This window comes from Taibaiella soli, from assembly GCF_003236175.1.
Lineage (GTDB): Bacteria > Bacteroidota > Bacteroidia > Chitinophagales > Chitinophagaceae > QKTW01.
Window position 1 is genome coordinate 216352 of record NZ_QKTW01000016.1, and the last position, 13783, is coordinate 230134.

Annotated in this window: 12 protein-coding genes; 7 read left to right on the forward strand and 5 right to left on the reverse strand. The window is 43.5% G+C overall.

What is annotated here, in order from left to right:
- The first annotated feature begins 103 nt into the window (after positions 1-103).
- Positions 104-1357 (forward strand): ATP-dependent Clp protease ATP-binding subunit ClpX, encoded by a 1254-nt coding sequence (clpX, locus tag DN068_RS10960; RefSeq protein ID WP_110998955.1) that lies wholly within the window; start codon positions 104-106, stop codon positions 1355-1357.
- Positions 1358-1386: 29 nt separating this feature from the next.
- Entirely contained in the window at positions 1387-1545 is a 159-nt protein-coding gene (locus DN068_RS22125) for an HU family DNA-binding protein (RefSeq protein WP_165836360.1), read from the forward strand.
- Positions 1546-1708: 163 nt separating this feature from the next.
- Here DN068_RS22125 and DN068_RS10965 read toward each other — a convergent pair whose 3' ends face one another.
- The 4 genes from DN068_RS10965 to DN068_RS10980 form a co-directional block, all read right to left on the reverse strand.
- On the reverse strand, positions 1709-2536 hold the full coding sequence (locus tag DN068_RS10965; protein ID WP_110998956.1) for an outer membrane beta-barrel protein: 828 nt from the start codon (positions 2534-2536) through the stop codon (positions 1709-1711).
- 350 nt (positions 2537-2886) lie between these two features.
- Positions 2887-3282 (reverse strand): hypothetical protein, encoded by a 396-nt coding sequence (locus DN068_RS10970; RefSeq protein WP_110998957.1) that lies wholly within the window; start codon positions 3280-3282, stop codon positions 2887-2889.
- Entirely contained in the window at positions 3279-3776 is a 498-nt protein-coding gene (locus tag DN068_RS10975; RefSeq protein WP_110998958.1) for a dihydrofolate reductase, read from the reverse strand. Before DN068_RS10975 ends, DN068_RS10970 begins: the two co-directional genes overlap by 4 nt.
- 175 nt (positions 3777-3951) lie before the next feature.
- A complete protein-coding gene (locus tag DN068_RS10980; RefSeq protein WP_110998959.1) occupies positions 3952-4746 on the reverse strand; it encodes a thymidylate synthase in 795 nt (264 codons plus the stop codon).
- Between the two features lie 125 nt (positions 4747-4871).
- Between DN068_RS10980 and DN068_RS10985 the strand changes: the two genes are divergently transcribed.
- From DN068_RS10985 to DN068_RS11005, 5 genes are all read left to right on the forward strand, one after another.
- The gene (locus DN068_RS10985; protein WP_110998960.1) at positions 4872-6341 is read left to right on the forward strand and encodes a hypothetical protein; all 1470 of its coding nucleotides are present in this window, start codon (positions 4872-4874) and stop codon (positions 6339-6341) included.
- 34 nt (positions 6342-6375) lie between these two features.
- Positions 6376-7098: a glycosyltransferase family 2 protein gene (locus DN068_RS10990; RefSeq protein ID WP_110998961.1), complete on the forward strand. Its 723-nt coding sequence runs from the start codon at positions 6376-6378 to the stop codon at positions 7096-7098.
- Positions 7099-7131: 33 nt separating this feature from the next.
- Positions 7132-7644, forward strand: a complete 513-nt coding sequence (locus tag DN068_RS10995; RefSeq protein ID WP_110998962.1) for a gamma carbonic anhydrase family protein — start codon at positions 7132-7134, stop codon at positions 7642-7644.
- 175 nt (positions 7645-7819) lie between these two features.
- On the forward strand, positions 7820-8512 hold the full coding sequence (locus DN068_RS11000; protein WP_110998963.1) for an outer membrane beta-barrel protein: 693 nt from the start codon (positions 7820-7822) through the stop codon (positions 8510-8512).
- Positions 8513-8937: 425 nt separating this feature from the next.
- Positions 8938-12360: a methylmalonyl-CoA mutase family protein gene (locus DN068_RS11005; protein ID WP_110998964.1), complete on the forward strand. Its 3423-nt coding sequence runs from the start codon at positions 8938-8940 to the stop codon at positions 12358-12360.
- Positions 12361-12574: 214 nt separating this feature from the next.
- Here the strand turns inward: DN068_RS11005 and DN068_RS11010 are convergent, their stop codons facing one another.
- Positions 12575-13714, reverse strand: coding sequence for a glycosyltransferase family 4 protein (locus DN068_RS11010; RefSeq protein ID WP_123985315.1), 1140 nt, complete (start codon positions 13712-13714; stop codon positions 12575-12577).
- Between the last annotated feature and the right edge of the window lie 69 nt (positions 13715-13783).

Consider the following 13783-nt stretch of genomic DNA (forward strand, 5'->3'; position numbering starts at 1 on the left):
ATCCACAGGCAAAACAATTCAGAAAATAGGGCATCCGGAAATCAGACATCATGTATAGTTTACATTGGTTACCTTTGCAGGAAATTCGATTTAAAATTTTTTCATGGCAAAACAAAGTGAACGGAAATGTTCTTTTTGCGATAGAGCTGAAAGTGAGGTGAATATTCTCTTTACGGGGATGAAGGGAAACATTTGCGATCAGTGTATAGAGAATGCGCATTACCTGCTACAAGAGGCAATGGGCGATGATAACAACACTAAAAAGAAGAAAACGGAAAAAACCGATCTGAAACAACACAAGGTTTATAAGCCACGTGAAATAAAACAGTTTCTAGATCAGTATGTAATTGGCCAGGACGATGCTAAAAAAGTATTGTCTGTAGCGATTTACAACCACTATAAAAGATTGATGGCCCCGCCACAGGATGATGTAGAAATTGAAAAATCAAACATCATTATGGTAGGCGAAACCGGCACCGGTAAAACATTGCTGGCCAAAACGGTAGCTCGCTTGCTGCAGGTTCCATTTGCAATTGTAGATGCCACGGTGTTTACGCAAGCCGGTTATGTAGGTGAAGACGTGGAAAGTATTCTTTCCCGCCTGCTGCAAAACTGCGACTTTGATGTTGCTGCTGCGGAACGCGGTATCATTTTCATTGATGAGATCGACAAAATCGGTCGTAAAGGCGATAATCCATCCATTACACGTGATGTAAGCGGCGAAGGCGTACAACAAGCATTGCTGAAACTGCTGGAAGGTTCTGAAGTGCTGGTTCCCCCTCAGGGTGGCCGTAAACACCCGGAACAGAAAATGGTGAAAGTAAATACGCAGAACATTCTGTTTATCTGCGGTGGTGCATTTGAAGGTGTAGATAAAATGATTGCACGCCGTGTACAAACGGCGGCACTTGGCTTTAATGCAATCAAAGCAACTAAAGAAATGGACCGTGCCAATCTGCTGCAATATATCAATGCACAAGATCTCCGCACCTTCGGTCTGATTCCGGAATTGTTGGGCCGTTTACCGATTGTAACGTACCTGAATCCACTCGATCCGCCAGCACTGAAACGCATTCTCACAGAACCAAAAAATGCACTCGTAAAACAGTATACTAAACTGTTTGAATACGAAGGCATCAAGCTGGAAATTGAAGATGGCGCGTTGGATTATATGGTTGAAAAAGCTGTAGAATACAAACTCGGTGGTCGCGGCCTTCGTGCTATCTGCGAAATGATCCTTACAGATGCCATGTTTGACATGCCTTCAGAACAACATGACGGTACTTTCCAGCTCACACTGGAATATGCGCGCCAAATGCTGGAACATTCCAAGCTGGATTATATGAAAGCGGCTTAAATTCTTAACCCAATATAAATTACTTGACAATGAACGAACTGATTCAACAGCTGGTAGATAAAGCGGGATTGACTGCAGAACAAGCAGAAAAATCTGTAGATGTGATCAAAGAATATATCATGTCTAAACTGCCGCCAATGATGCAACCAATGGTTGAAAATTTCCTCGGTCAAAGCCAGGAAGACTAAACCACCAGTTGTAAAAACACAAATAAAAAAGCTCGTCCCGGCGATATCGTTGGGACGAGCTTTTTTTTTTACAAACATCTGATGTTTCACACGCCAGAAAAATTGAAAGTTCTGCTTTTCAGCCTTCAAACATCTGATGTTTAACATTTAAAACATCGACCATTTACTTCTGGCACATTGCCGGAGCGCTTCTCAGCATTTGTTTCCAGCTTTTACCTATTGTATAGTCTACAGAGAGCATCAGGTTAAAAAATTGTGGATTGCTTTGCAATACATAATCGCTGCGCAATTTTTTGGTATCGTTAGAAAAATAGCCGGTACTGCTGAATTGGCCAGACTTCGTAAGATCAAAAGAAGCCATTACACCAAAAGAAAAATTAGGACGGTTGAACGGAGCAATTCTAAAACCTAAATCGGCAGAAGAATAGAATTTGCTTCCTTTAAAATCGGGAGTAGACGACCCACTTGAAACCTCTTCTCCGTCGGGACTAGACGGCACCAGACTACCGTACGTCGACACTGATTCCAGCATGCTTATTCCGAAAGAACCTCCGGCAAATACATTGAAATGCGCATCGCTTTTTTTCGAAAATTTAAACGTCTTTCCAACGCGAACCGGGATAGAATAGTGTCCATAAGTAAGGTCATAGCTGTTATAGGTCTGCTGCGGGTCTAGGCCAGGAACATTAGTTCCCACCTGCACCTGACAAGAAGCATCGGCCAATCTGATGCCTGTCGTGAGGTACATGTTGTGCGGCAGCACATAAAAATCTAACGTAACCTCTACGCCGAAGTTTACTGTACTTGTCTTTGTAGTTGTCAGATCTGGTTTCGTGGCAAAATCAAACTTAGCGGAATTGAAATTACCGAAAAGCGAAACCGTTGAGCTTATCGGAACTCGTTTAGTTTTGCTTTTTTTTATCTCTTTCCCGAAAGAAGCAAAGGGCAATGTAGTGATGGCTGCAAAAAGAAGAAAAAGTGTTTTACGCATGCTAGTTATTTTTGGGATTAATAGAAACAGAAGTTAAAATAAAAGGATATTTAAAACGGTATCGTTGCCGCATTATTGTGTGGTAGCTTCACTTAGATAAGGGGTATAGATGTTGAATTGTAAACGCATTTTTTATGTTTACTTCCGCACAGCAGGCAGATGCCTAAACTGGCAATCGGCATAACTGCAACTTTTACCAAATGGCTTTTAGCAGGAAAAGAACAGCCCAGACGTGTTATATGGGTCGTTTTTATTCGCATATAGCATTTAAGGTTAGACGCGAATAAACATTTATATTCGTCTGCGTTGTTCAGGCTAGGTCGCAAAAAAGTTGTGAGAATTCTTAAAGACTATCCCGGATATTTCAATACAAAATGTTGCTTCTCTTTAAAAGATGTTCTGAAGAAAAGTAAACCATAATTGTAAATATCAATGCTCAATTTTACAGCAGGGTCGTTTGCTAATGCGGCCCAGTGCTGGGTTGCTGCTTCATCACGATGGATGTTGCGTATGATGATAATTTCGTCGGCAGGCACATCTGCCAGGTGGAGATTTATCTCAGAAATATCGCGCCAGGTGATCGGGTATTCGTTGAAATAATTGATCAGTTTTCGTTCAAAAGAACCCCGCGTTTTATCGCGCAATACTTTTTCTACGAAATCAAATACAAATGGCGAATGCACGCCATGGCGTGTTTTCGCAATCCATTTATATTTCAGCAGTTGTTTGAAAGCGTGAAACGTCACAGTGCAATTCTTTCGTAACGTTGAAAGGTAAACGCATAAGCGTGTTTTTCGTCAACAGGATGTGCTTCTTCCCATTCCAGTTTCCACTGACTATGATCTATGTGCGGAAAAAAAGTATCTGCTTCTGGAAACTGGCCATGTACGCGGGTTATATACATGCGATCCGCAACATGCATCGTTTCTTCAAAGATTTTACCGCCACCTATGATAAAAACCTCTTCCTGGTCGCTCAGATGATTGATCGCTTCATCAATATTATTAAATACCAAAACACCCTCCGGGACTGCGAGATCCGCCTGGCGGCTCAATACAATATTCAAACGGTTCGGCAATGGCTTACCGAGCGAATCAAGCGTTTTTCTTCCCATCAGCACAGGCTTGCCTAAAGTAGTGCTTTTAAAAAACTTCAGGTCTTTAGGCAAATGCCAAGGCAGTTTGTTGTGCACGCCCATTGCATTGTCTTCTCCTATGGCTACTATGAAAGAAAGAGTCATCGTATTGAATATTGTAGATTGTTCTATTGAAAATTGTACGTATTAAAGTACGCTTTTAACGTAGGTTGCTAATGCACTAGTGTCTCTATCCCAAATTGTAAAATGTTCCATTGAAAATTTACAATTGTAAATCTCACCAGAAATTGTGAAATATTCAATCAGAAATTTACAATCCCTAAATGGCCACTGGCGCTTTGATCGCTGGATGATGCTGATAATTTTCCAGCGTGAAGTCCTCGTATTTAAAATCAAAAAGATCCTTTACTTCGGGATTTAATTTCATCACCGGCAATGTATACGGCGTTCTGCTCAATTGCAGTTTGGCCTGCTCTACATGGTTATTGTACAGGTGCACATCGCCGAATGTATGAATGAATTCTCCTGCTTCCAGACCTGTCACCTGCGCCATCATCATCGTCAGCAAAGCATAAGAAGCAATATTAAACGGCACCCCTAAAAATACATCAGCACTTCGTTGGTACAATTGGCAACTCAGCTTTCCGTCAGCAACATAAAACTGAAACAATGCGTGGCAAGGACTCAATGCCATTTTGGGCAGATCTGCCACATTCCATGCATTCACAATCATACGGCGACTGTCAGGATTTGTCTTCAATTGATGCAGCACATCTTTGATCTGATCATAGGTTTGTCCATCTGCGCCAGTCCAGCTACGCCATTGATGGCCATAAACAGGGCCGAGCTCACCTTTTTCATTTGCCCATTCATCCCAGATGGACACACCGTGATCTTTCAGATACTTAATATTAGTATCACCATTCAAAAACCACAACAGTTCATAAATAATGGACTTCAGGTGCACCTTTTTAGTGGTTACCAGCGGAAATCCGTCGTGCAGATTAAAACGCATCTGATAGCCAAAACAACTGATGGTACCAGTTCCGGTACGGTCCATTTTTTCAGCACCGTTATCTATTATGTGTTGTAATAACTGAAGGTATTGTTGCATAACGTCTGGCAAAGATAACCCGAAATAGTGCAAATCGACCTTTCGGGAAAAGGGTTTAATAACATTACACTCAAAAGCAATTAAATATATTTTTCTACATTTGCTCACTTCTAACATATATAACTATGTCATCATTTACAGCTGCTAATTGGGCTCGTAAAAATTACCCTTACCTGATCGCTATTGCTCTGTTTATTTTCTTCAAATTCCTTTTTCCATACCCGGATGTTTTTCTTGATTCTGTAAACTATCTGCAATGGGGACTTACCGACGCGCAAATCGCTTACAGGCCATTAGGATATTCGCATTTTCTGATGCTGTTTTCCGGCTACGGCAATAATTATATAAATGTTGTCGCTTTCCAGTACCTCGTATTTGTGATTGCCACCAAATTCTTTTTAGATACCATTTTCTCTATTTTCAATCCGAACAATAAAATAAAATGGCTTTGCTGGATACTCATTCTGCTTAATCCGATCAATCTTTTCATCAATAATCTTATTTCTACGGATGGCCTTTTTATCAGCTTTAGTGCTGTTTGGCTGGCTTCTTTACTGCAATTTCTCTATGCCGGAAAACGGAAATACGTTTATTTAGCGATCCACCTCATTTCATTTATTTTCCTTTTCGGACTCCGGTACAATGCACTGTACTATCCGGCGATTTCTGTATTGGCTTTCTTATTCCTGAAAAAAGAAAACTTCCTTACCAAACTGATCCCAGTTGTGCTTACCAGCGCTGTTTTCCTGACGCTGTATATAAATACATGTGACAATTCAGATAAACAAGTAGGCGTGCCCATTCTCTCTGGTTTCGGCGGCTGGGCAATGGCAAATAATGCCCTTCATGTGTACCGGGTGACGAATGTCGATAGCAGTATCTGGGATGACTCTGACGATAAAGAACTACATCAATTTGTTTTAAGATTTAAAGATTCCATTTCTGGTACAAAAACAGGTGTTACAGATCGTTTTCTGTGGGACAAGAAAAGCCCGCTGAAACAGTATCTGGCCAAGGATCTCAAGCTCAAGAAATATACCAATTACCTTGCCGGATGGTGGGGAGAATCTATTCAGTACAACACTTTTGGAAAAAAGCTCATCATGAGTTATCCCGGCGCCTTTTTTAAAGGTTTTTACGGACCCAACCTCGGTTATGTTTTTTATCCGCCCACGGAGGTACTCGGTATGTATAACCAATATAACCAGCATTTGGAGCCTTCCTGGCAGGAATATTTCGGCGTTCATCAGGATCAATTCACCACCAAGGCGCCAGCCATACAGGAATGTTTTGTGAAAGCATTTGATCTTTTCTGCATTCCGCTAAGCATTATAACAACACTCTGTTCCTTATTCCTTGCGTTCCTTTTTGTAAAAACTGTCGCCAAACGTAAATCAGTGACACCCGCATTCGCAACCCTTGTTATATTGGCAGCCTTTTATATTATCAGCACACTGCTGCTGGCATTTGCACACCCGGTTCTATTGCGCTACATCCTCTTGCTGCATGTTTACTTTGTAGTGGTTCCGATTTTTTTCTTCGCGAACAAAATCTTCAAAAATCTACCCGCTGAGGAAAAAACCGCCGCGGCTTAACCTTATTATGTAATTTCGCAGTCGATTTTTAAATATGTCCACGCAAACTTTAAGTATTGTAATACCTGCTTATAATGAAGGCCCGACCATTCATCACATCCTGAATAAGGTTAAAGCTGTTGTTCTCAAAGGCGATATCCGGAAAGAAGTGATTATTGTCAACGATTGTTCCAAAGACAATACAGAAGAGGCTATTCTGACCTACAAAGCCGCAAACCCGGACCTTCCCATCAGTTATTACAAACATGAGGTAAACCAGGGAAAAGGTGCCGCACTGCACACTGGCATCAAAAAAGCAACCGGTGATTATGTAATCATTCAGGATGCCGATCTGGAGTACGACCCTAATGAATACAACATTCTGCTCCAGCCAATCCTGGACGGTTTCGCAGACGTAGTTTTCGGTACACGCTTTATGGGCGGAAATCCGCACCGCATTCTGTTTTTCTGGCATTCCATAGGCAACCGCTGGCTCACCACACTTTCCAATATGCTCACCAATCTGAATCTTACAGATATGGAGACATGTTACAAGCTGTTTAAACGGGAGTTCATCCAATCGCTCGAATTGAATGAAAAACGCTTCGGTTTTGAACCAGAAGTAACTGCAAAAATTTCCCGCGTACCAAAAATCCGTATTTACGAAGTGGGCATTTCTTACTACGGCCGTACTTACGAAGAAGGCAAAAAAATCGGCTGGAAAGACGGTTTCCGCGCTATCTGGTGCATCCTTAAATACAATCTCTGGAAGAAATAATTGTTCTTTTTCTACCATTTCAAAACACAAACTATGCCTGTTATATTACCAGTAAAGGGAGTTCATCCGCAAATTCCTGAAGATTGCTTTGTGGCGCCAAATGCCACCATTGTCGGCGATGTAAAGATGGGCAAGGAATGCAGCGTTTGGTTTAATGCTGTGGTACGCGGCGACGTGAACAGCATTGAAATGGGCGATAAAGTAAATATACAAGACGGTGCCTGCATCCACTGTACTTATCAAAAAACCAAAGTGGTGCTCGGCAACAACGTATCTATCGGCCATAATGCTATTGTACATGGCTGTACGGTAGAAGATAATGTGCTGATCGGGATGGGCGCTATTGTAATGGACAATGTGAAAATCGGCACTGGCAGCATTATTGCCGCCGGCGCTGTGGTGCTGGAAAATACAGACGTGCCACCAGGAAGCATCTTTGCCGGTGTACCTGCGAAGAAAGTAAAAGACATCAGCCCAGAGCTTTTGCAGGGCGAGGTGGAGCGAATTGCGAATAATTATGTGATGTACAGTTCCTGGTTTAAATAGGGATAACCCGCGAAAAGGCTCTGCTCTGGCGGATGCGCGGAATATTCTTTTTTCTTTCGACTTTGCATAATTTTAAACAATCGTTTAATAAAACCTTAAAATCGATTTTTACTATTGCATGACACATGAATACCTTTTACATTTGCTTCACTAAATCAAACGCACATATTACTTTATGAAAAAATTTATTCTCACTATCCTCGCTGCAGCTGGTACAATCCTCGCTGCTGAAGCGCAACCAGGAAGTATCCTCGTTTTTGGTAACGTAGGCGTACAGTCCGTTAAAAATGATGACAAATCAAACACCATGAACTGGAACGTTACTCCAGGTGTTGGTTACCAATTCACGAATCACTGGACAGTTGGTCTGTCTGGCGGTTACGGTTCTAAGGCTAATAAACCTGATGGTGGCAAATGGTCTGGTACTAAAGATTGGCAAATCGGCGCTTTCGGTCGTTACACGCAATCTTTGGGTTCAATCTTCTCTGTGTATGGTCAACTGGACGCTGGGTACCAAAACGAACACGCAAGTGCTGATGGCAAAACTGTTGAAAACTCAAACCTTAATGGTTTTTACGCTCAACTGACTCCAGCTATCGCTATCAACGTGTACAAAACACTTGCACTGAACTTCAACGTTGGTGGTCTGGGTTATAATTCTATGAAATCTGAAGTATCTGGTTCAAACCCAACTAACACATTCAAACTGAACTTTGGTCAATCTCTGAGCATCGGTCTGTCTAAAAACTTTGGCGGTCACCACGCACATGGTCACCACGAGCCAATGGACGAAACTCGTAAAATGGACACGAGCGACGACGATTCTTCTTCTAAAAAGAAAAAACACAGCAGCGACGACGACGAATAGTCTGGTTTGTCTGATAAAATTTTTAAACGCCGGCCTCCATGCCGGCGTTTTTCGTTCTGGCTTTTCTCGGAGATACAGAGATCCGGCCCAACTCCAAAACGCGAAATCAGATTACCACGTTCCTCACGATGAACCTCGGGAGTATCTAGCCCGTTGTACACTTCTCCACCAATAGGCAACGCTCCATCCATTTTCGGTTGACCATTCACCATTGACGTTTGACATTTGACGTTTCACAGTGATCGACCATTCACAGGCCTTCTTCTCTCCGCCGCATTTTTGTACCTTTACACGCCATAATTTCTGAGAAACAGGCTGATTCATAGTGTGAAACACGAGCACATTATCAGACGATACCCAATCGTGTGATTTTTGTGAACGTAAAACACTATAAATCAAGGCTCAGAACTCATAAATATTCTTATATGTCATATTCTCCGAAGCATAAAATTCGTATCGTTACGGCAGCTTCTCTTTTTGACGGCCATGATGCCGCTATCAATATCATGCGTCGCATCATGCAGGCCAACGGGGCAGAAGTGATTCACCTCGCCCATGATCGTAGTGTACAAGAAGTGGTAGACTGCGCCATTCAGGAAGATGCCAATGCCATTGCCATGACGTCTTACCAGGGTGGTCACGTTGAATACCTGAAATACATGTACGACCTGCTGAAAGAGCGCGGTTGCGGACATATCCGAATTTTTGCCGGAGGCGGTGGCGTTATTTTGCCAGACGAGATTGACGAATTGCATGCTTACGGCATTACACGCATTTATTCTCCGGATGATGGCCGTGCCATGGGTTTAGAGGGTATGATCATTGATCTGCTGCAGAAAAGCGATTTCCCTACCGGTAATCAGCTAAACGGCGAAGTTGGCCATCTGAAAGAACACGATGCAAAATCTGTTGCCCGTCTGATCTCTGCGGCTGAGAACTTCGGTGATCTGGAGGAGACGCAGGCAATGCTGAAAAAAGTGCGCCAGATGGCAGAAGTTTCTACCGTTCCGGTACTGGGTATTACAGGTACCGGTGGTGCAGGTAAAAGCTCGCTGGTAGATGAAATTGTACGCCGTTATTTGCTGGACTATGGCGGTAAAGACAAAACAATCGGTATCATTTCCGTTGACCCGTCCAAACGCAAAACAGGTGGTGCATTGCTCGGTGACCGCATCCGTATGAATGCGATCCGCAATGACCGCGTTTATATGCGCTCTATGGCGACACGTCAGAGCAATCTGGCGGTAAGCCGTCATATCAAAGATGCAGTAGACATTCTGAAAGCTGCAAGCTATGATCTCATCATCCTCGAAACTTCCGGTATCGGTCAGAGTGACACGCAAATCACCGATTACTGTGATCTCAGCATGTACGTAATGACGCCGGAATACGGTGCCGCTACACAGCTCGAGAAGATCGACATGCTGGATTTCGCAGACATCGTAGTCATCAACAAATTTGATAAACGAGGTGCTTTGGATGCATTGCGTGATGTGAAAAAACAATATCAGCGCAACCATAAATTGTTTGATAAAAATGCAGATGATATGCCTGTTTTCGGCAGCATCGCATCGCAATTTAATGACCCGGGAACAAACACGATGTACCGTGCATTAATGGACATCGTTGTTGAAAAAACCGGCAATAAAAATCTGCAATCTTCTTTCGCTTCCAGCGAAGAAATGAGCGAGAAAATATACATTATTCCGCCAAGCCGCACGCGCTACCTGAGTGAAATCTCTGAAAATAACCGCAAGTACGACAAATGGGCGAAAGACCAGTCTGCTGTGGCTCAGAAGCTTTTCGGCCTGCGCAAAACGATTGATACCCTCAACGAAACAACGATCGAAGACAAAGATCGTTTGATTAAAGAACTGGAAGCGGTTTACGGTAAAGTGGTGATGGATCTCGATCCGAAAAACCTGCATTTACTGCAAAACTGGGAATCGAAAAAACGCCATTTCCAGGATGAATTTTATGTCTTTAAAGTGCGTGATAAGGAAATCAAGATTAAAACGCATTCCGAGTCACTATCACATACACAGGTACCGAAAGTAGCCGTTCCGAAATTTGAAGCCTGGGGTGAAATCCTCCACTGGGCGCTGTCTGAAAACTTCCCGGGAGAATTCCCTTATGCGGCTGGTATCTATCCGTTCAAACGCGAAGGTGAAGACCCAACGCGTATGTTTGCGGGTGAGGGCGGACCAGAACGTACCAACAAACGGTTCCACTATGTATCGCTGGGCATGCCTGCAAAACGCCTTTCTACCGCGTTTGACTCGGTAACACTTTATGGTCAGGACCCTGATCATCGTCCGGATATCTATGGTAAAATCGGCAACTCAGGCGTAAGCGTTCCAACGCTGGATGACGCGAAAAAGCTCTACAGCGGCTTTAATCTCGCAGATCCTAAGACTTCGGTTTCCATGACCATCAACGGTCCGGCGCCGACAATCACAGCGTTCTTTATGAATGCGGCGATCGATCAGCAGTGCGAGCTTTATATCAAAGCCAACGGACTGGAAGAAGAAGTGAACAAAAAAATCGACGCGCTGTATGCTGAGAAAGGCTTGCCTCGCCCATATTACAGTTCTTCAGTAGGTGCAGGTCATGACGCCGAAAGCGGTAAGGATGTATTGCCAGAAGGTAACGACGGCCTTGGTCTGATGCTGCTCGGTGTAACCGGCGATCAGGTGCTTCCTGCTGATGTGTACGAAAAAATTAAAACGGAAACGCTGAAACAAGTGCGTGGCACGGTTCAGGCAGATATTCTGAAAGAAGATCAGGCACAAAATACTTGTATCTTCTCTACAGAATTTTCACTGCGTGTAATGGGTGACGTACAGCAGTTCTTCATCGATAAAGGTGTACGTAACTTCTATTCAGTTTCTATCTCTGGTTACCATATCGCAGAAGCTGGTGCTAATCCGATTTCACAGCTGGCATTCACGCTCAGCAACGGTTTCACGTTTGTAGAATACTACCTCAGCCGAGGCATGAATATCGATGATTTCGCTCCGAATTTATCGTTCTTCTTCAGCAATGGTGTAGATCCTGAATACAGCGTTATTGGCCGCGTAGCGCGCCGTATCTGGTCAAAAGCCATGAAGCATAAATATGGCGGTAACGAGCGTTCTCAAATGCTGAAATACCACATCCAGACTTCAGGCCGTTCACTGCATGCACAGGAAATCGACTTCAACGATATCCGCACTACGCTGCAGGCGCTTTACGCCATCTATGACAACTGTAACTCACTGCATACAAATGCTTATGACGAGGCTATTACAACGCCTACAGAAGAAAGTGTACGTCGTGCAATGGCGATTCAGCTGATCATCAATAAAGAACTTGGTCTTGCGAAAAATGAGAATCCGCTGCAAGGCTCATTTATCATTGAAGAATTGACGGACCTCGTAGAAGAAGCTGTACTGGCGGAATTTGACCGCATCACAGAACGTGGCGGCGTATTGGGAGCAATGGAAACAATGTATCAGCGCAGCAAGATTCAAGAAGAAAGCCTGTACTACGAAACACTGAAACATACTGGCGAATTCCCGATCATTGGTGTAAATACATTCCTGAGCTCTAAAGGGTCTCCGACGGTGATTCCTAAAGAAGTAATCCGTTCTACTTCCGAAGAAAAAGAATTCCAGATCCAGAACGTTCAAAACCTCTGGAAACAGGCGGGCGACAAAGGCGAAGAAGCATTAAAGCGCCTCCAGCACGTGGCTATTCACAATGGTAATATTTTCGGTGAACTGATTGAAACAGTGAAATACTGTTCACTCGGTCAGATCACACAAGCATTGTTTGAAGTGGGTGGTCAGTATAGAAGAAACATGTAGCTTTTTAGGCTTAAAGGCGAAAGCTCAAAGCTGAACAAAAAAACGCGGCGGTCTTACAGGGTCCGCCGCTTTTTTTGTGCTATTCATTTGTGTTAGTAAAACGCGAAATCAGATTCCATAGTCGTTCTTCCTCGGACCCCGCAGGTAGGATCCTTCGACTCCGCTCAGGATGACAAACGCGAGTAACTGTCAATTGTCAACTGTCCCTTGTCAATTATTGAATTGTTTTCATCACGCTTTCCCACAATTTCTCGGCAGCTACATCCCAGTTAAATTTAGCGGCTTGTGCAGGTGCCGCAGCAGCCAAACGGGCGCGGAGTGCTTCGTCTTTATACATAATCGCCATTTTATTGGCAATGTCTTCCACATCTTTCGGATCAACCAGCAATGCCGCATCTCCGGCCACTTCTGGCATAGAAGATGTATTGCTTACGATGGCAGGCACACCGCATTGCAGCGCCTCTACAATTGGAATACCAAAGCCTTCAAACAAAGAAGGATAAGCCAGCGCGTAAGCTCCACCTACCACTTTTGAAAGCTCCTGTACATCCATATAACCAGACCATTTTACGTCCTTTTTGAATGGCATTTCTTCCTTCATTTCTTCCAACTCTTCAAAATTCCAGGCCATTCTGCCCACAATTACGAGCTTCATATTAGTGCGGTGATGCTTTTTGAACGCCACAAAAGCTTTCAGCAGGTTCACCACATTTTTTCGCGGATGCAATGCGCCGACAAACACAAAGTATTCGCAGCCATCGGCATATTTATTTTTCGCTTCTTCACGCTCTTCCCAGGTGAGCGGACGATAGGCATCATGCACCCCATTATGCACCACATCAATCTTCTCGACAGGAATATGGTATTTCTGCGAAATATCCTGTTTGGAGAACTCCGTGACGGTAACGATACGTTTCGCCTTACGCGCAAACTTCGGCGAAAAATGACGCCAATAATAACGCTGCATTCTGATCAGATGTTCCGGATAATGCTCAAATGCGATATCGTGCATTACCAGGCAGGTCGGCACCTTTGTATTAATAGAGGATTGACCATCCGTCGAAAGAAAAATATCAGCTTTATACTTGCGCAGCATAAACGGAACGCTCCAGTCAAACCAGAGATAGAAAAGCACAGGATGGCGCGCCGGCGGAGGAACCACCACTGGCGTTACATTTTTCGCAAATACGAAAGAGGGGTCGTATGGCCTGTCGAAGAAGAAGATGAACTCATGTTCCGGGTGATTTTTTACCATCCGCTCCAGCGTTTGGTAGGTAAACCAGCCTATTCCTTCCAGCTTTCCTTTTAATAATAATCTTGTATTTACAGCAATCCGCATAGCTATTGGGCGCAAAAATATAATTTTACCGCCGTATCCCGTTTTATGTATCAAAATAGTATTGCAAGAGTAACAATAAAAGTG